At 63.1% G+C, this 16,104-nt stretch carries 19 protein-coding genes and 2 pseudogenes; 15 read left to right on the forward strand and 6 right to left on the reverse strand.

Annotation, left to right across the window (positions count from 1 at the left end; translation table 11 throughout):
- Positions 1-6: 6 nt before the first annotated feature.
- Positions 7-165, reverse strand: a complete 159-nt coding sequence (locus CXY77_RS20255; RefSeq protein ID WP_158252890.1) for a hypothetical protein — start codon at positions 163-165, stop codon at positions 7-9.
- Between the two features lie 207 nt (positions 166-372).
- Here CXY77_RS20255 and CXY77_RS18875 point away from each other — a divergent pair, with 207 nt between their 5' ends.
- The gene (locus CXY77_RS18875) at positions 373-1,197 is read left to right on the forward strand and encodes a hypothetical protein (protein ID WP_104130723.1); all 825 of its coding nucleotides are present in this window, start codon (positions 373-375) and stop codon (positions 1,195-1,197) included.
- A gap of 155 nt (positions 1,198-1,352) precedes the next feature.
- Here the strand turns inward: CXY77_RS18875 and CXY77_RS18880 are convergent.
- Positions 1,353-2,208 (reverse strand): annotated as a pseudogene (locus tag CXY77_RS18880) (PPK2 family polyphosphate kinase).
- 209 nt (positions 2,209-2,417) lie between these two features.
- Here CXY77_RS18880 and CXY77_RS18885 point away from each other — a divergent pair.
- Together CXY77_RS18885 and CXY77_RS20260 are read left to right on the forward strand one after the other, a co-directional pair.
- Entirely contained in the window at positions 2,418-3,383 is a 966-nt protein-coding gene (locus CXY77_RS18885; RefSeq protein ID WP_233197515.1) for a diacylglycerol kinase family protein, read from the forward strand.
- Positions 3,384-3,412: 29 nt separating this feature from the next.
- Positions 3,413-4,882 carry a phosphatase PAP2 family protein gene (locus CXY77_RS20260; RefSeq protein ID WP_158252891.1) on the forward strand — a complete coding sequence of 490 codons (1,470 nt, stop codon included), beginning with the start codon at positions 3,413-3,415 and terminating at the stop codon, positions 4,880-4,882.
- On the opposite strand, the gene CXY77_RS18895 is transcribed toward CXY77_RS20260, so the two are convergent.
- Complete coding sequence (locus tag CXY77_RS18895; protein WP_233197516.1) at positions 4,879-5,685, reverse strand: DUF1206 domain-containing protein; 807 nt, start codon at positions 5,683-5,685, stop codon at positions 4,879-4,881. The genes CXY77_RS20260 and CXY77_RS18895 overlap by 4 nt on opposite strands.
- Positions 5,686-5,871: 186 nt before the next feature.
- Between CXY77_RS18895 and CXY77_RS18900 the strand changes: the two genes are divergently transcribed.
- On the forward strand, positions 5,872-6,933 hold the full coding sequence (locus tag CXY77_RS18900; RefSeq protein WP_233197517.1) for a sodium:calcium antiporter: 1,062 nt from the start codon (positions 5,872-5,874) through the stop codon (positions 6,931-6,933).
- A 59-nt stretch (positions 6,934-6,992) separates the two neighbouring features.
- Here CXY77_RS18900 and CXY77_RS18905 read toward each other — a convergent pair whose 3' ends face one another.
- Positions 6,993-7,820 (reverse strand): SDR family oxidoreductase, encoded by an 828-nt coding sequence (locus CXY77_RS18905; RefSeq protein WP_092342121.1) that lies wholly within the window; start codon positions 7,818-7,820, stop codon positions 6,993-6,995.
- 340 nt (positions 7,821-8,160) lie between these two features.
- Between CXY77_RS18905 and CXY77_RS18910 the strand changes: the two genes are divergently transcribed.
- From CXY77_RS18910 to CXY77_RS21160, 3 genes and pseudogenes are all read left to right on the forward strand, one after another.
- Positions 8,161-8,835 carry a haloacid dehalogenase type II gene (locus tag CXY77_RS18910; protein WP_092342119.1) on the forward strand — a complete coding sequence of 225 codons (675 nt, stop codon included), beginning with the start codon at positions 8,161-8,163 and terminating at the stop codon, positions 8,833-8,835.
- Between the two features lie 204 nt (positions 8,836-9,039).
- Complete coding sequence (locus CXY77_RS18915) at positions 9,040-9,261, forward strand: hypothetical protein (RefSeq protein WP_092342117.1); 222 nt, start codon at positions 9,040-9,042, stop codon at positions 9,259-9,261.
- Between the two features lie 311 nt (positions 9,262-9,572).
- Positions 9,573-9,824: pseudogene (locus CXY77_RS21160) on the forward strand (hypothetical protein); the annotation flags it as partial.
- Here the strand turns inward: CXY77_RS21160 and CXY77_RS20395 are convergent.
- Complete coding sequence (locus tag CXY77_RS20395; protein WP_199181964.1) at positions 9,726-9,926, reverse strand: hypothetical protein; 201 nt, start codon at positions 9,924-9,926, stop codon at positions 9,726-9,728. The pseudogene CXY77_RS21160 and the gene CXY77_RS20395 sit on opposite strands and share 99 nt — an antisense overlap.
- A 190-nt stretch (positions 9,927-10,116) precedes the next feature.
- Here CXY77_RS20395 and CXY77_RS18930 point away from each other — a divergent pair, with 190 nt between their 5' ends.
- The 8 genes from CXY77_RS18930 (at position 10,117) to CXY77_RS18965 (ending at position 15,837) form a co-directional block, all read left to right on the forward strand.
- Positions 10,117-10,503 carry a response regulator transcription factor gene (locus CXY77_RS18930; protein ID WP_104130727.1) on the forward strand — a complete coding sequence of 129 codons (387 nt, stop codon included), beginning with the start codon at positions 10,117-10,119 and terminating at the stop codon, positions 10,501-10,503.
- A gap of 21 nt (positions 10,504-10,524) precedes the next feature.
- Positions 10,525-11,121 carry a HAMP domain-containing protein gene (locus tag CXY77_RS18935; RefSeq protein ID WP_104130728.1) on the forward strand — a complete coding sequence of 199 codons (597 nt, stop codon included), beginning with the start codon at positions 10,525-10,527 and terminating at the stop codon, positions 11,119-11,121.
- A gap of 6 nt (positions 11,122-11,127) precedes the next feature.
- Complete coding sequence (locus CXY77_RS18940) at positions 11,128-11,712, forward strand: sensor histidine kinase KdpD (RefSeq protein WP_104130729.1); 585 nt, start codon at positions 11,128-11,130, stop codon at positions 11,710-11,712.
- Between the two features lie 88 nt (positions 11,713-11,800).
- Positions 11,801-12,514 (forward strand): phosphatase PAP2 family protein, encoded by a 714-nt coding sequence (locus CXY77_RS18945; protein ID WP_158252893.1) that lies wholly within the window; start codon positions 11,801-11,803, stop codon positions 12,512-12,514.
- The gene (locus tag CXY77_RS18950) at positions 12,504-13,178 is read left to right on the forward strand and encodes a response regulator transcription factor (protein ID WP_104130730.1); all 675 of its coding nucleotides are present in this window, start codon (positions 12,504-12,506) and stop codon (positions 13,176-13,178) included. Before CXY77_RS18945 ends, CXY77_RS18950 begins: the two co-directional genes overlap by 11 nt.
- Positions 13,175-14,185: a sensor histidine kinase KdpD gene (locus CXY77_RS18955; RefSeq protein WP_104090224.1), complete on the forward strand. Its 1,011-nt coding sequence runs from the start codon at positions 13,175-13,177 to the stop codon at positions 14,183-14,185. The genes CXY77_RS18950 and CXY77_RS18955 overlap by 4 nt, the downstream gene beginning before the upstream one ends.
- A gap of 122 nt (positions 14,186-14,307) precedes the next feature.
- Positions 14,308-15,111: a hypothetical protein gene (locus CXY77_RS18960; protein WP_233197518.1), complete on the forward strand. Its 804-nt coding sequence runs from the start codon at positions 14,308-14,310 to the stop codon at positions 15,109-15,111.
- A 63-nt stretch (positions 15,112-15,174) separates the two neighbouring features.
- Complete coding sequence (locus CXY77_RS18965) at positions 15,175-15,837, forward strand: DedA family protein (RefSeq protein WP_104130732.1); 663 nt, start codon at positions 15,175-15,177, stop codon at positions 15,835-15,837.
- 3 nt (positions 15,838-15,840) lie between these two features.
- Here CXY77_RS18965 and CXY77_RS18970 read toward each other — a convergent pair whose 3' ends face one another.
- Positions 15,841-16,092 carry a multicopper oxidase domain-containing protein gene (locus CXY77_RS18970; RefSeq protein ID WP_369831324.1) on the reverse strand — a complete coding sequence of 84 codons (252 nt, stop codon included), beginning with the start codon at positions 16,090-16,092 and terminating at the stop codon, positions 15,841-15,843.
- Positions 16,093-16,104 lie beyond the last annotated feature (12 nt).

The raw sequence follows: 16,104 nt of genomic DNA on the forward strand, positions 1-16,104 counted from the left end.
TGATTCTCAGTTGACGGCGTTGGGCTGGCTGCCGGCGATCTGAGCGAGGGCGGCCAGGTGGCCCTCGAGCGTTTTTCGCCCATCGACCGTGGGCAATACCCAGGTGAGCCGCCGTGAATCCTTTCGTTCGGGTGAACTCTCCTTCCACCGCGACGATGCCCGCATCGGTAAGCACCTTGAGGTTCTTGGACAGGTTTGCGTCGTAGTTCCCGGGTGTCCCGGATGACCGCGAATTTCCAGTTCCGATGTGAAATGTGACGATCGCAGGCCCAATCTTTAGTGGACGACTGCGCGATGGTCTGCCGCGAGTTTAGGGGACTTACTCAGGACGCCCACGCACACTGGAATTTCGATCCAAAACGAAGGACCTTTGTGAGCAATCTCCAGCGCATTTTAAACATGGCATCGAAGGCCCTCGACAAGAAAGGACAGGCCGTTTCGAATGGTGGCGGCAAGGCGGATTGGCGGGAAATGGTGCGGACCGCCGCCGATAAGGTAACCGGCGATAGCCGGACCCCGGCGAACGTTGCGCCGCAGGCATCGGTCAACGCTCCGCGCGTGTCTAGATCCGAGCGGGCGGTGAGTGCTGAAGACCGTGCGGTGATCGGCCGCTATGAATACTTGCTGAATACCGCGCAGCCACAGCAGCTCGAACAGGTTCATCGGGAGGCGTTCGCGCGGCTCACGCCGGCGCAACGCGACGAAGTAAATACGCAACTGCGCGCCGAACTGCCGGCTGGCGAATACCCGACGTCGAGTAGCCCGGATGATCTGGCCCGGTCGGCCACGCGCGGTGAAGCAAAGAACCCCGGTTTTCTCCGCAAGTTGTTTGCCAAGTCGGGTCGCCGTGGCGGCATTGCTGGTGTGGGCATGGGTGCTGTCGCCGGTGCCGGGCTTGGTGCAGCAGGCGGGTTGCTCGCAGCTGTTGCCGGCGGGGCCGTGCTCAGCAGTGTTGCCGCCCCTCTGCTGGAACAAGCCGCCGGGTTGGGCGTTGATTTTGAGTCCCTCGCGGGGAGATTCGAGGGTGGCCTGACTGATCTCACCGGAGGGCTTGATGGAGTCTCGGGTGGACTCGAAGGAGTCGCCAGCGGAGCTGGCGAGTACACATCGGGGCTCGGCGATCAGCTGTCCGAACTGGGATCAAATTTTGAGATACCGGGACTCTCCGGTCTCGGCAACTTCTTCGGGCGCGAGTAGAAGCGCCACCGGACGCGGCGATTCGGAAGGCTCGTCAAGACGATGTAACGACAAGCTAAAAATTCACAGTCGTACTTGGTGGCTGAGACAGGGCCCAGGCGTGACACTTTCGGTCCCTGCGGACTCGATGTGACCCCAACACCGGCACCACTGGGTCAGGTGGTGGAGAGGCGCACCTTCTCGGCTTCCACGTCGAAGTCGGCCGTCGGCCAGGTGAGAACCATGCTCTTCAGCGCTTCGGTGAGCAGGTGTTGCACGACGAGGCGGGCGTACCATTTGCGGTCGGCTGGCACGACATACCAAGGTGCCGCCGCCGTTGACGTGCGCTCCAAGGCAATCTGGAAAGCCTCCTGATACGCCGACCAGTGCATCCGCTCGTCGACGTCGACCGTGTGGTAATTCCAGTATTTGTCTGGTCGGTCGAGGCGCTCGCCGAGGCGTGACTTTTGCTCGGTGGAGCTGATCTGCAGCATGACCTTGATCACGGTGGTGTCGTCGTCAACGAGTTCCTGCTCGAACGCGTTGATCTGGTTGTAGCGTTTTTTGATCTCGACCGGAGGCGCGAGCTCGTGAACCCTCGCGATGAGCACGTCTTCATAGTGGGAGCGGTCGAACACGCCAATCATTCCTGCCGCTGGAACGCGCTTGCGAATACGCCACAGAAAGTCGTGCGTCAGTTCCGCTTTGGTCGGGGCTTTGAACGCATAATGGCTGACTCCCTGCGGATCGAGGTCACCGATCACGTGCCGCACGATGCCACCCTTGCCCGCCGTGTCCATGGCTTGTAGCACGAGCAGAACCTTGCGATTATCGCCGGATTTGCTGTTGGCAAAGAGTTTCTCTTGCAGTTGCGACAGGATGCCGGCGGCTTGCTTGGCCGCCCCGGCCGCGTGTTTCTTTCTTCCGTAAAACCCCGGCGTCGCCCGGGTGTCTACACCGGCCAGGGCGAACCCGGGGGGTCACCCGCAGCTGGTTGATCGAATCGTCGCTCCAATAGTTTCTGCTGGACATGGTGCACCCTTCGCTGCCGCTTATTCTGTACCGGGTCCAGCGCCGATGCTAGAGCCAGCGGGGGCGGGGCTGTGCGAGTAGACTCCCTTCATCTCGTCGATTTCCCATCCGCGGGCCTGATCCGATCGAGCCAAGGCGGCCACCCACCAAGCCAAAGGCTGCGCTCATGACGGAGCACCGAGCGACATCTGGCCCCCCCTTCCCACCGGGTGGCTGCCGTCGTCTACAACCCCGTGAAGGTGGACCTGGCCGCTGTTAAGGCCGAGATTGCTTCCGCAGAGAAATCTGCCGGGTGGGCACCGACACTATGGTTCGAGACCACGAAAGACGACCCGGGCCAGGGGCCGACGGCCGAAGCGCTCCAGGCCGTCGCCATCATGGTCATCGCGGCCGGGGGAGACGGCACCGTGCGGGCCGTGGCCGAGGCCATGTATGACAGCGACGCTTCGTTGGCGTTACTGCCGTCGGTAACCGGCAACCTACTGGCGCGAAATCTGAATCTTCCCCTGGACGACCTAGCAAGTTCGGCGCGCACGGCCTTCGCTGGTCTGGACCGCCGAATCGACCTGCCCCTGATCGATATTCGACGCGATGATCAGTCGATTTCTCGGCACGCCTACCTGGTCATGGCCGGGCTCGGCCTCGATGCCACGATGCTCGCGAACACGAACGATGCCGCCAAGGACAAGGTGGGGTGGCTGGCCTACGTCGGCGCTCTCGGCGGCGCAATGCTCGACCAGAACCAGCTGCACCTGCACTACAACGTCGATGGGACGGGTAACCGTTCCGTTCACGCTCACACGATCATCATCGGCAATTGCGGGTCTCTCCCGGGAAATGTGCTCCTCCTTCCCGACGCAGCCATTGATGACGAGATGTTCGAGATGGTTCTCCTGCGCCCGCGGGGCCTCGTTGGCTGGGTGCAAATCACGACCAAGATCCTCTGGGAGAATGGGCTGCTACGCCGCACCGAAGTCGGCCGCAAATTCATGGGCCTTGCCAAGGAAGTCCGGGCACTGCGCTATATCAAGGGCCGCGAAGTCGTCCTCCGGCTGGAGCGGCCGCACGAAATCGAGCTCGACGGCGATACCTTTGGCTCGGCCCTCGCGCTGAAAATCTGGATCGAACCGGGGGCGCTCACGGTGCGCGTTCCCTTTCCGGGTTCACCCTCGTAGTCTTGCTACGGACGATCTACCATTACCTCATGGACGCCCACGGGAATCCGGAAGTTGCTGCCACACCACCGGCGAAACGTGTCACCCGCCGCTGGCCGCTGATCAGCGGTGTCGTCGCCCTACTACTGTGTGTCGGCTTGGGCGCTTACATTGTGTTCCGCGACAACGGTGCGCCCTTCAGTATCGACACCGGGTGGATGAACTTCATCGATCTGCACCGAGCGCCTGCCTTCACCGTCGTCGCGCTGGCACTGAACTTCATTGGCGGCGGCTGGCCGGGCACGCTGATTATTCCGGTGTTGATCATTGTTCTGCTGGTGTTGCTGAAACGCCCGTGGGGTGCGGGATATTTTTTGGTAGCGACGGCGCTGACCGGTGGTCTGGTGCAGGTGCTCAAGCACCTGTTTGGGCGGGCTCGGCCGGGAGAAATCATCGTCACCGTGGATTTTGGATCGTTCCCGTCTGGCCACGCGGCCAATGCGGCGGTCATGGCCGTGCTCTTGTCGATTCTCTTCCCGTTCTGGTGGATGCGGGTGGCTGGCACCATCTACACAATCGGAATGATGCTCAGCCGCACCTACGTCGGTGCGCACTGGCTGTCCGATACCGTCGGAGCGATGCTGCTCGGAATCGGTGTGGCGATCGTGCTCTGGGCGCCGGTTGCGGCCAAACTTGATGGCGAACGTGAACTCGCGCGCCTGCATCCGTCTGGGCGAGGGCACGCCCACCCGCCTGGTCGAGTCTCAGCGTGGCGGGTATGGTTCGAGAAATACGTGGTCGAGAGACGATATCTGGAGGCAGATTATCGCCGCCGATGCACAGCTTTGTCGCTGCTTCTGATCGGAGTGGGGACGCTGGTATTCGCCGCCCTCCTCGTGTCGGTGATCCAACGAAACGGACTGACTTCGCTGGATGCGCCGGTGCAGGACTGGTTGGCATCGTTGCGCTCGCCGGGACTCACCGCGGTGATGATCGTTCTGGCCGTTCTGTTTGGGCCCATCGCGCTCCCGATTATTCTGCTGGTCGTGACCGTGACCTGGGGTTTCGTGACACGGCATGCCTGGCGGCCGCTGGTGCTGGCCGGCGCGATGCTCATCGGCGTCGTTCTGGCGCAGATCATCGGACATCTCGTCGATCGCAGCCGACCGCCGACCGATCTCATGCTGTTCGGAGCGGACCCATCGTTTTCGTTTCCGTCCGGCCACGTATTGGGCGCCTCGGATTTCGTGCTGCTCACCGCCTACCTGGTGTTTTCACGTCGGAAGGGCAGTCTCGGTACAGCCCTGGTTGGTGCCTTCGCCGTGCTCTGCATCGTTGCTGCAGCGGTCAGCCGGGTCTATCTGGGCTACCACTGGGCTAGCGATGTTCTGGCCTCGGTGTCGCTCTCGCTGATCATTGTCGGCTGCGTGATCGCCTTCGACAGCCGGCACACCGTTCCGGTTCCGCACACAGGGGGCGTTCCGACGCGAACATCGACCCCGACCCTGGACAACGGTTAAAGTCGGGCGCGCCACGCCCTGGCGACACAGTAGACGCCATAGGCAATCAGGCCGATGCCGATGGCCACCAAAATGATGCTCCCAAACGGCAAGCCGGCCAGCGTTTTCAACGACCCGTCGAGGCCGCTGGATTTGCTCGGGTCCAGGGTGAGGGCCGCGACCAGGATGAGAACGGCGACGACGCCCAGCACAATTCCCTTGGCGATGTAACCAACGACTCCGAGGGTGATCACGGCCTGTCCGGCCGGGCCGCTCGGCATGGCAAGGTCCGCTGTGAATTTCTTGGCGGCACCCTTGTAGACGAAGTAGCCGCCGATGGCGAGCACGAGCAGCCCGGCGACGAATAAAATGAACACGCCACCTGGAGAGGAGAGCAGTTTCGCGCTGGCATCACTGGTGCTGCTGGCCGAACTGGTAGCGCCACCTTGAGCAAAGGTGACGGAGGTGGCGGCGAGAAAGAAGTACGCGGCAGCTTTGCCGATATTCGCGGCGCGCTGGCCCCACTTGTGTTTCGGGTCGCCGTGCACCAGAAAGGCCGAGATCAGCAGCCACAGGCCGAGGGCGAACAGGCCCACCACGACCGTCCACAGCAGGAATGCTCCACCCGGAGTGGCGGCCAGCTGTGCCAGAGCGCCGGATTGGTCGGCCGAACCGCCGGCGGCCCCGAACACCACGCTGATGGCCAGAAAACCGATCAGAATGTGCAGCAGGCCGTTGACCGCGAATCCCAATCGAGCCAACATGCGCAGGGGCGCGCTGCTTTGCGCTTTGCGGGCAACTCCGGATGGCGATGCAGCGTTCACGGGGCCATAGTATGCCCGGACGGTCAATTGCGGGTCACAAAGATGGGGTCGAAATGCATGCTGACCCAAAAGTATCGGCAAATCCGTCTCTGACCGTTGTCTCCTGCCACCAGTCGGGTGGATGCGCAGGGCTTATAAGCCCTAACGAAAACCGCGCCGCCTCGCTAGCGTGGCGAGATGGGAAGCATGCCTTTTCTCCTCCTGCTCATTATCTTTCTGGGCGCGGCGGCTGCTACCTGGATCGCGGGCGTGCAGCTGACTAAGCACACCGATGTGATCGCGGAACGCCTGCACCTTGGCGCTGCCCTCGGCGGCCTCATTCTGCTCGCCGTCGCAACGAATCTTCCTGAGCTGGCCATCACGATCAGCGCAGCCGTGTCCGGCGACCTGTCTATAGCTGTTGGAAACATTCTCGGTGGGATTGCTCTGCAGACCGTCGTTCTCGTGATTCTCGACGTGTTCGGAGTGAAGGGAAACCGTTCGCTGACGTACCGGGCCGCGTCGCTCTCGCTCGTCGTTGAGGCGACGGCCGTCATTGCCGTGCTCGGGATTGTCATTGCCGGAACCCAGATGCCGCAAGGGCTCGTCATCGCCCGGATGACTCCCGCCGTTGTGCTGATCGCTGTGGTTTGGGTAGTGAGTCTCGCTCTCGTGAACCGAGCGGGCAAGAACATGCCGTGGCACGAAAACGGCTCAGCTCCGGATGCCCAACTCGAGCCTCGCGGGCACAGCCGAACCAAGCGGGTCGCCGCCGCCACCCAGGCCGGAACGAGCACAGTGAAGTCCGCAGTCATCTTCGGTATCGCCGCCCTGGCGACCCTGATCGCGGGCGTTCTTCTGGAACAGAGTGGCAGCGCAATGGCAGATCAGATCGGGCTCTCTGGCGTGCTCTTTGGTGCCACGGTGCTCGCGCTTGCCACGTCGCTGCCCGAGATTTCCACCGGGCTTACCGCTGTTCGGCAGGGTGATTACAAGCTCGCCATCAGCGATATTTTTGGCGGCAACGCATTCCTCCCCGTGCTGTTCCTCGTCGCGACCCTCATCTCCGGAAAATCCGTGCTCCCGTCCGCACAGTCCTCCGACATCTACCTCACCGCAATCGCCATCGTGCTGACGCTCATCTACCTGCTCGGCATCCTGTTCCGCCCCAAACGTAAAATCCTCGGGATGGGCGCCGACTCGGTTCTGGTGCTCATCGTATATGCCCTGAGTGTTGTCGGACTGTTTGCTATTTCGGCCGCGGACTAAACCGAGCTAAAGGTTCCCGGCGAGTGACCGCGAATCACGTGGTGGACTCGTGCGGGCCCCTAGATGCTGCGGTGGTCGCGCACCGCGAGTTCGAGGGCCTCGAGGCCGGGTGCGAGGGCGGCATCCACGGCCAAAGGATCGGTGAGGTTGAGTTCCTGCATGGCTCGGCGGTCTTGTGGCGCGGTATTGATCTCATGCTCGCCTGCTTCCAGAGCTGCAATCAAGTCGGTGATGACGTCGGCCAGGCTGCGGCGGCCCCAGCCGAGTTCGGCGCCAGCGTTCTGCGAGGTCATCATGGCGGTATCGGTCGCCCCGGGGTAGACGGTCGCAACGTGCACGCCCGTTCCGATCAATTCTCGGCGCAAGGATTCTCCGAACTGGGCCAATCCTGATTTCGTGGCCGCGTAAATCGAGTAGAACGGCATCCCGACTAGGGCTATCCCACTGGATACGTTCAAGAGGATACTTCCGCGTTCCTTGCCGCTCTGACGAAGCGCCGGCAGCAGTGCTTTGGTGAGCAGGATCGGGGCGGTGAGGTTCAGATCGATCATTGAATGGACATCCGCATCGCCGATGATTTCTAGCCGGCCCGCGCGTACATTTCCGGCATTGTTGACGAGCAGATCAACAGTGGTCCACGGTGCGACGGTTGCGGCGATCCGTTCAACGGCGCCAGGCTGGGTCAGGTCTGTGACCAAGATCGCTGTTGTTCCGCCCGCGGCGGCGACGAGGCGGGCGGTTTCGGTGAGTGTGGCCAGTTGGCGGCCGACCAGAAGGAGGTGACCACCGCGTCGACCAAACTCGAGGGCGATGGCCCGGCCAATGCCTTGTCCCGCGCCCGTGATAATTCCGCGGCGATTGGTGAGATCCAGATTGTTGAGGTCCATGGGCGATCTTCTTTCCGTTGAGTTCAGCGTCGGTCATTCGGACGGCATTGCACCCGCCGATTCCGATGCGTCTAAAAGACAACCATGAGGCACGGGAGGAATTCCCGGCGGTGCGTCCCACGCCTCACAGGATCAGCTCTAGGGCGTGGGCGAGACTTTCGTAGACTGGATGAGGGCGGATCGGTGGATCGCATCGTGTTCGCTGCCGGAAGCGTATGGGAAAGCACGAACAACTCTTTTGTCCGATTTCAGGTTTGGGTCGATGCAAGACCGGCGTGAACCAGTCGCTATCGGTCGTTTCCCACTATCCGGCGCGTTGACCAATCTTGAGGACTCCACCATGAATGCAGCCACAGCAGTGATCGTTTTCGATGTCAATGAAACTCTCTCGGACATGTTACCGATGGAGAGTCGTTTCGTGGAGGTCGGTGCCCCGGGCTATCTGGCCCACATTTGGTTCGCAGCCTTGCTTCGGGATGGATTCGCCCTCGCCGCGTCTGGCGGCAGTGCGAAATTCTCCGTGATAGGCACCGAGATGCTCCATCATCTGTTCCGCGGCGTCGCCCTGACGTGCACTCTCGATGAGGCCGTATCCCATGTCTTGGAGGGCCTCAGCACGCTGAAACTGCACCCCGACGTCGCAGACGGGGTCAGGGCATTGAAGGACTCGGGATACCGCCTTGCGACTTTGTCCAACGGGTCGGCACGGTTGGCACAAGCCATGCTGACCGAGGCGGGGATTCGAGACAACTTTGACACCCTTCTCACTGTCGAGGACGCACCGGCGTGGAAACCCGTTGGTTCCGCCTATCACTACGCCGCGAAAGCACTCGGGGTTCAAACGGCGGAGATGCTCCTGGTCGCCGTGCACCCCTGGGACACCCACGGGGCAGCCCAAGCGGGACTCCGCACCGCTTGGATCAACCGAGGCGATGCCCCTTATCCGAGCTACTTCGCGCAACCGGACTACACCGTTCCCACCCTCCACGAGTTGGCTGCACGCCTGAACGCTTAGGCAGCTGTGCGCCAGCGGCGAAAGCAAGCAGGCGAACGTCGAGAACGATGTCGCGCGGCTTCGATAAGCAGGACGACATTCGCCTTTGCGAACAACTCGTCGCGGCTCTGCCCGTAGTCTCCGACGGCGGACCTCGCAAATTCAGCGAATCTGAATTGGGAGCGGACTAAGAAACGTGATGAATGAGCGCAGTAGGCTTCGAGCATGACACGTCTTGACCGCGCTGAGTCCGAAGCAGAGTCGAAGGGCACCAGCACCGCCTATCTCGGCGGCGCCATCGCTATTATTAGCTTCTCGATACTCACTTTTGGGAATGCGTCGGAATGGTTCGACTACGTTTTCGGCGTTGCCCTCCTTTGCCTCGCAGGCACTCTTGCATACAAGGGAATACAGTCCATTACCAAAAGGCGCCGCTCTGCTGATTAGCAGTCATACCAGTAGCTTCCCGGCGCAAGTGGCTGGCTCAATTCGCCAATTCAATTCCTTGCGTTACCGCACGGAACCGGCAGACGACGATACCTACTTAAAAGACTGGCCCGCGAAGCTGGGCAACCCAGTCCTGGTTACCGAAGGACGGGTGACAGTCATCGACGGTCTCCTCGCTTGCGCTGTACTTCTCGGCTTGGTGCTCAATCTGGCACTCGGATAGTGGTGGGACATCCCTCTCGCGGGTTACGTTATCGTCTATTACGCGGCTCGCGAGGCCGTCAGTATCTTTCGTTCGAACGGGGCAGCTCATGACGACCTGGTGGGCCACGGCTCTGAGCGTGCTCGGCGGATTGCTGGTGCTGTGGCTGGCCCTTGTTCTGGTTCTCTGGATCGAACAACGCCGGCATCCTGGCGGTGCGTCACTTCGTGATCTGCTGCGCCTCGCGCCCGAGGTCGCCCGGTTACTCAAACGCCTGGCCTCCGATCGAACCGTGTCGATCGAGGCTCGAATCTGGCTCGCGGTCCTTTTGCTCTACTTGCTGTCGCCGATCGACCTCATTCCGGATTTCGTACCCGTTCTCGGTTACGCCGACGATGCCATCGTTGTCGCGATCGCTCTGCGATTCGCGACTTGCTATCGCGGCGCGAGTGATGTTTGCCATGCCCGTCATTGTGGACGCCAACAGGCTGTTGGTCGCGCGTTGAGTCCGAATCTCAGTACTTTGGTAGGTCGCGCAGTTGCCCGGCCGCGGTCGCTGTGCGAGAGCGCAACGTGCGATCCGCCGGGCCTACGCTTTGACGGCATGGCGATGTCCGTGACCCCGCGCCACCGGGAGTGGATAAGCTGCGGGCATGTCCCGTCTGTTGGTCATCGAAGACGACGTGACCATCGCCACGACCTTGGAGTTGGCTCTGCGTGCCGGTGGCCACACGGTCTTCTGGGCTTCGACCGGCCGTGCGGGGATCAACGCCGCGATCGCGCACAAGCCCCAGCTGGTGTTGCTTGACCTGGGTCTTCCCGATCTCGACGGGTTAAGTGTGTGCCGGGAGATTCGCAGTCTGCTGCCGGCCACGATCATCGTTCTGCTGACCGCTCATCGGGAAGAGCTGGATGTGGTGTCTGGGCTGGAGTCGGGAGCGGATGACTACCTCACGAAACCGTTCCGGGTCATTGAGGTGCTGGCCCGCGTGGGCGCGCATTTACGCCGGGCCAACGGAGACTCCGGCTTGGTCCAGTAGGTTCCGGCCGACGACGTACGCGTGCTCGGTTCGTTGAGCGTGAACGCCGCCGCGCGCACCGTGCAGGTCAACGGCTCTAACGTTGCCCTGCCGGGTCGGGAGTATGACCTGCAGCCCGAAATCGGTGCACCCGTACCGGGTGAGCAGCTGGGCTTCTATACGGCCGGCACCCTCCTTGTTGGCTTGGGGCCGGCGCAAGCGGATGCCGCCGTGCGCGCCGCCTTTGCGGGTAAACCGGCCGAGACGGCCGAGGGGGGCTGGATTTCCGTCGTCGTTCCGGTGGCGTCGGCCGAAACCGTGACCGGTGCCGTGCGTGCGGCCCTGCCGATCAGCGTGCTCTGGCAACGCGTGGGGCTGACCTGGCTGGTGCTGCTGGTCGCGGCCGCAGCCGCATTGCTGGTCGGGATCGGCACGGCACGTCGGCTCGCCCGCATGATCACCGATCCGATGGAGGGCCTTACCCGCGCTTCCCTAGCCCTCGGCGGTGGTGACTTCTTCGTGCGCACCCACCCCTCGGGGCTGCCCGAGATCGATCAGGCCTATGCCGCGCTGAACGTGACCGCCGAGCGGCTGGGCGAGCTGGTCCGCAGGGAACGGCACCTGTCCGCGCAGACCTAGCATCAGCTGCGCACACCCTTGACCGGGCTGCGCGCGTTACTGGAGAACGGGTTGGCCGACCCGGCCTCGGACCTGCGTCAAATCATCCACTCGGCCATCGAACGGGCCGACTACCTGGAAGACACTATCAACGACATCATCGGCCTCAGTCGTCACCGACAACCGGGAGCGCCCGTCGATGCGGCCGAACAACTCGATGCGGCCGCCGACCGGTGGCGCGGACCGTTAGCGCGCGACGCTCGCCGGCTCTACGTCATCATCGACGCTGACCTTCCCACGGTCATCCTGGTGGCGTCAGCGCTGGAGCAGGTGCTCGATGCGCTGATCGAAAACGCCCTGCAGCACGGCGCGGGCACCGTGGCCCTCCGTGCCCCGGCTGCGCACGGTGCACTCGCGATCGACGTTGACGATGAGGGAACCGGCATCGCTGCCACCGACCAGATCTTCGACCATGGTGTCTCGTACGACGGGGGCAGTTGGATCGGTCTGGCCTTCGCACAACAGCTCACCGCCGATCAGGGTGGACGACTGCTGCTGGCACGCCGCCAGCCGAGCACCCGCTTCACCCTGATCTTCCCGTCCACCCCGTAGCCGGGCGGTATAAGAATCCGCTAAGACGGGCGAGCCCGGCAAAATGATTCTTAGACGGTTCTGTGACGCCCCGGGCAACTCTAGGGGGATGAGCACAGACCTTCGACCACTCCGACGGTTCGCCCGAACCGCTGTTCCCGCCGCCGGAGTCATCCTCGCCGTCATCCTCACCGGGCTGCTGCTGAGCGCTTCAGTCGGGTGGACGGCCGGAGAGATGGGCCTGCTCCGTCAAGTGAACATTGCCCACACGGCGCCGCTGGACGCGGTGGCTCTCAGCATTGACTGGCTGTTCAGCCCCGCAGCAGGCGCGGTGCTCGTGCTGCTGGCAGCCGGATCGGTGCTGCTGGTGACCCGACGCCCCGGGCCGGCGATTCGCTTCGTGCTGGTGGTGATGATTCCCACGGTGGGGGCCGACGTGATCAAGCTGCTGGTGCATCGGGCTCGGCCCGACATTCCGTCGCTGCCGCACATTCTGCTTCTTGAACCGGGCGGTCTCAGCTTTCCTAGCGGACACACCAGCTTCGCCGCCTGCTTCCTCCTCGGGGTCATCCTCGTCACAGCTGGCCACCGCTGGCATCCGTTTGTGATCGGAACTGCCGCGGTGGTGGTGCTCGCCACGGCTGCGTCCCGGGTGTATTTGGGGGTGCATTACCCGTCGGATGTGGTGGCGTCGATCGTGTACTCGCTTGCCGCGGTGGCGTTGGTGAACGCCGCCTGGACGCTTCTACTGGCACACTGGAGCCAACGTCGATCCTTCCTCCCGGCCGGACGCGTGCACGAAGGAGTCAGGCATGCCCGCTGAAACTACGGTCCGCGCCCGACTGCTGCTGATCGAAGACGACGCCAAGCTCGGCCCAATGATCCGGGACGTGCTCACGGAAATCTACAACGTCACCCTGGTCGCCGACGGCTCAGACGGCCTGGCTGCCGGCCTGGCTGGCGAGTTCGAGGTGATGGTCATCGACCGGCGCCTGCCCACGCTGGACGGCCTCGGAGTGGTGGAAGCGTTCCGCCGCAAACTGGTCACTACGCCCATCCTGCTTCTGACCGCCCTCGGAACGACCAGCGACAAGGTAGCTGGGCTTGACATCGGCGCCAACGACTACCTGGTCAAGCCGTTCGAATTCGACGAGCTTTTCGCCCGGCTCCGCGCCATCCGCCGAGTGTTCACCGGCGAGGGCCGCACCGTGCTGGTCGGCGGGTGGGAGTACTACCCCGACAGTCGCACCATCTATTCCCCTTATGACGGGCGCATCCTGCTCACCGTGAAAGAGAACGAACTGCTCAAACTGTTAGCGGATGCGCCACAGCGCACGTTCTCCCGCCAGCAGATTCTGCAGGCCGTCTTCAGCGCCGCGGACACCGCTGGAACGGTGGACACCTACGTGCACTATCTTCGGCGCAAGACCGACACCGACATTGTCCTCACCGTGCGCGGTGAGGGTTACCGCCTGGGACAACCATGACCCGCAGCAACCGCGTCGTCGACAGCGACACCCTCGCCATCCGCCGGGCCTCCCGACTCGTCGGCACGCGCATCGCGATCGCGTGTGCCGCGGTCGTCGCGGTGGTCATCGTGGCCGTGTTCGTGTACATCCTGTCCGAGATCTCGCCCGGTGAGTTGTTCGAACCGGTGCCCGACACCGAGAATCTGCAGGTCAGCGCGTTCAAGCTGCTGCGCGCTGCCGCCGTGTTGGGCGTGGCCTTGATCGTTCTGGCCGGGGTGTTGAGCTGGCTGGTCACCCACCGGGCCGTGCAACCTCTCGGTGACGTGCTGCGCATCCAACGGGCGTTCGTCGCTGACGCCAGCCATGAACTCCGCACCCCGCTCGCGGTGCTCGATGCCCGCCTGCAGATTCTGCAGCGCGCCCTCCCCGCCGACGACCCGTCGGCCTCGGTTGTCGCGGAGCTCCGCAGTGATGCGAGGGACCTCATCCACATTGTCAACGACCTGCTCGAATCGGCCGAAATCGGCGGCGCGGCCGGGCCGGACACGACCGTCGGCGATCTGGTCGGTGCCGTCGACGCCGCTGTGCAGTCGATGGCACTCATCGCCGTCGACAAACACATCACCATCGAACTGGATGCCCCGCAGCCCGCGCCTGTGCGCGTGCCCTCCTCCAGCATCACCCGGTGCGTGGTCGCCCTGCTCGATAACGCGGTGCGCTTCGCCCCCACCGGCTCGATCATCACGGTCGGCGTGAGCGTGACCAGGAAAACGGTGGCGGTCACCGTACGCGATCGCGGACCCGGTATCCAGGGCATCGATCCCGCCCGCATTTTCGATCGGTTCGCGCGCTCCGGCACGGCCGTGGACGGCGGCGGAGAGGCCCGCACCGGGTTCGGTATCGGACTGTCCCTCGTGCGGGAGATCGCGGTGCGCTACGGCGGAGCCGTGCACGTCGTCGACAGCTCAGGCGCGGGCACCGCGATCAGCCTCACCCTCCCGCGGGCCAAGCCAGCCGCATCCTGATCCTTTGCCGTCGATCGGGTTACCGCGCACCGGGAAGAAGGGTGTCGATTGTTCGGTTCTGTGAGAAGTCTTAGACGGAGCCGTGTTCGCTAGTGCTACCGACCCCACTCAAGGAGGAACACTTGTCCACGACCTCAACGCTCTCCACGACCGTTTCGCCCATCCGGCACATCCTGACCAAGGTGCCCGAAGTGACCCTCATCTTCTGGGTGATCAAGGTGCTCGCGACGACCGTGGGGGAGACCACCGCGGACTTTCTCAACGTCGACCTCGGCTTGGGCCTTTCGATCACGTCGGTCATCATGGCCGTACTGCTGGTCGCCGCATTGATCGTGCAATTCAGATTGCACAAATACACCCCGGCTGTGTATTGGCTGGCCGTGGTGCTCATCAGCGTTGTGGGAACTCTCATCACCGATAACCTCACCGACAGTCTCGGCGTTCCCCTGTGGGTAACGACGGTCGTTTTCGCCATCGCATTGGCTGCGACCTTCACCGTCTGGGCGATCTCGGAGAAGACCCTGTCCATCCACTCCATCTTCACGACCCGGCGGGAGACGTTCTACTGGCTGGCCGTGTTGTTCACGTTCGCCCTCGGCACCGCGGCCGGTGACCTCGTCGCCGAAGGACTCAACCTGGGCTTCCTCGTCGCCCTGCTCGTCTTCGCCGCCGCCATCGCGCTGGTCGCTGTGACGTACTTCGTCTTCCACTTGAACGCTGTGCTGGTCTTCTGGATCGCCTACATCCTGACCCGCCCGCTGGGCGCATCCACCGGCGATCTGCTGTCTCAGCCTGTCGCTGATGGCGGCCTGGGGCTGGGGACCACGGGAACGAGTGTGCTGTTCCTGACGGTGATTCTCATCTTGGTGGTCGTACTCACCCGCCGCGCCCGCACCACGAACGCCCAACTGACGGCCACCGCCTAAACACCTCGCGCAGCAGCGGATGCCCGGCTCGTCGTCAGTCAACTCAGAGAAAGGACTTGCAGCATGAACACTATGACCGTCACCGCACTCCCTACTTCTGGTTTTCTGGATCCGCAGGCGGTGATCGCAGGGGCCGGCGTCTGGGGCCTCGTCGTCGTGTGTGCGATCGTGTTCGTGGAGACAGGCTTGCTTGTGGGGTTCTTCCTGCCCGGCGATACCCTTCTGGTCTTCACCGGCGTGCTCACCCTCAGCGGGGTGATCAGCCAGCCGCTCTGGATCGTCATCCCGGCCATCGCCGTCTCAGCCGCGCTGGGCGACCAGCTCGGCTACCGCATCGGGCGCACGACGGGCCGCCGCATTTTCGACCGGCGCGACTCCGGCCTGTTCAGCCGGTCGAGCGTCACCCGAACGCAGGGCTTCTTCGATCGGTTCGGACCGGCGGCCGTCACCATCGCCCGCTTCGTGCCGGTCGTGCGTACCTTTGCCCCCGTCGCGGCGGGCGTGGGCAAAATGCCGCGACGGGTGTTCACGATATTCAACGTCATCGGCGCCGTGCTCTGGACGACCGGGGTTGTGCTCCTGGGCTTCGGGCTGGCCCATATCCCGGGCGTCGCCGAATTCGCCGCACGCTACATCGATCTCGTGCTGATCGGCATCGTGGTGCTCTCCGTGGTTCCCGTCGTCATCCGTGCCATCGTTTCACGCCGCCAGAATGCTCGGGTGTGACCATTAGCCCACGACGTCCTGCCAAATCACTTCTTCAATCGGTTGGCCGGCCCGATCGACGATCTGCATCGGCCAGACGTGCAGGTGCATGGGGTGGTCGAGTGTGCTGGTATTTCTGAGCATCCACTCTTCGACGCTGCCGAATTGCACGGTTGTGTCGACGCGGGAGGAATCAAATGCGTGGCCGTTGATTGTGGCGGACATCATTTCGCCGCTCATGCCGCCGCCGGTGACCGTGAACGTCGCCAGAGCGATTTCGTCGGAATT

Origin of the sequence: Cryobacterium sp. N21 (assembly GCF_002929575.1) — a bacterium.
In the GTDB taxonomy this organism is placed as follows: Bacteria; Actinomycetota; Actinomycetes; order Actinomycetales; family Microbacteriaceae; genus Cryobacterium; species Cryobacterium flavum.

What these genes read in the sequence shown, in the direction of transcription:
- CXY77_RS20260 (WP_158252891.1), top strand. Translation starts at nt 3,413, where the DNA reads ATGGACGCCCACGGGAATCCGGAAGTTGCTGCCACACCACCGGCGAAA.
- CXY77_RS18955 (WP_104090224.1), top strand. Translation starts at nt 13,175, where the DNA reads ATGACCCGCAGCAACCGCGTCGTCGACAGCGACACCCTCGCCATCCGC.
- CXY77_RS20395 (WP_199181964.1), bottom strand. Translation starts at nt 9,926, where the DNA reads ATGGCAAACATCACTCGCGCCGCGATAGCAAGTCGCGAATCGCAGAGC.
- CXY77_RS18950 (WP_104130730.1), top strand. Translation starts at nt 12,504, where the DNA reads ATGCCCGCTGAAACTACGGTCCGCGCCCGACTGCTGCTGATCGAAGAC.
- CXY77_RS18910 (WP_092342119.1), top strand. Translation starts at nt 8,161, where the DNA reads ATGAATGCAGCCACAGCAGTGATCGTTTTCGATGTCAATGAAACTCTC.
- CXY77_RS18905 (WP_092342121.1), bottom strand. Translation starts at nt 7,820, where the DNA reads ATGGACCTCAACAATCTGGATCTCACCAATCGCCGCGGAATTATCACG.
- CXY77_RS18965 (WP_104130732.1), top strand. Translation starts at nt 15,175, where the DNA reads ATGAACACTATGACCGTCACCGCACTCCCTACTTCTGGTTTTCTGGAT.
- CXY77_RS20255 (WP_158252890.1), bottom strand. Translation starts at nt 165, where the DNA reads ATGCGGGCATCGTCGCGGTGGAAGGAGAGTTCACCCGAACGAAAGGAT.
- CXY77_RS18900 (WP_233197517.1), top strand. Translation starts at nt 5,872, where the DNA reads ATGCCTTTTCTCCTCCTGCTCATTATCTTTCTGGGCGCGGCGGCTGCT.
- CXY77_RS18915 (WP_092342117.1), top strand. Translation starts at nt 9,040, where the DNA reads ATGACACGTCTTGACCGCGCTGAGTCCGAAGCAGAGTCGAAGGGCACC.
- CXY77_RS18930 (WP_104130727.1), top strand. Translation starts at nt 10,117, where the DNA reads ATGTCCCGTCTGTTGGTCATCGAAGACGACGTGACCATCGCCACGACC.
- CXY77_RS18945 (WP_158252893.1), top strand. Translation starts at nt 11,801, where the DNA reads ATGAGCACAGACCTTCGACCACTCCGACGGTTCGCCCGAACCGCTGTT.